Source organism: Haloarcula sp. Atlit-120R (assembly GCF_003665885.1).
Taxonomy (GTDB): Archaea; Halobacteriota; Halobacteria; order Halobacteriales; family Haloarculaceae; genus Haloarcula; species Haloarcula taiwanensis.
Window position 1 is genome coordinate 1 of record NZ_QPLN01000091.1, and the last position, 457, is coordinate 457.

1 pseudogene is annotated in these 457 nt (G+C 68.1%); it reads right to left on the reverse strand.

Annotated features, from left to right (window positions below):
- Window positions 1-457: pseudogene (locus DVK01_RS21365) on the reverse strand (sodium-dependent transporter); the annotation flags it as partial.

Here is a 457-nt window from a genome sequence, read left to right on the forward strand (position 1 = left end):
CGTCGACGAGGAACGCGACGGGGATTTCGAGCATGCTGATGGAACTCGACAGCGCCGCGAGCGTCACGACGCCGAAGAACGCGGTGGCGATGAGCGTCCCCGCGGGGAGTTGCGCGAACGCCCCGGCGAGACCGACGAACAGCGCGCCCGGCCCGGTGCCGGTCTCGGTCGGGTTGATTCCCTGCGAGAACAGAAGCGGGAAGACGACGAGGCCGGTGATGACGCCGACGCTCGTGTTGAGGACCGCGATGGCGCTCCCGTCGAAGGGAAGCGAGCGGTCCTCACCGAGGTACGAGGAGTACGTTATCATCGTGCCCGCGCCGAGCGAGAGGGTAAACAGCGCCTGTCCGGCGGCGGGACCGAGAATGGCGAAGAAGTTCTCGGTGATGACCGAGGGGTCGAATCGGAGGAAGAAGGCGTAGCCCGCGGCCGCGTTGGGCTGGGTCGCGGCCCAGCC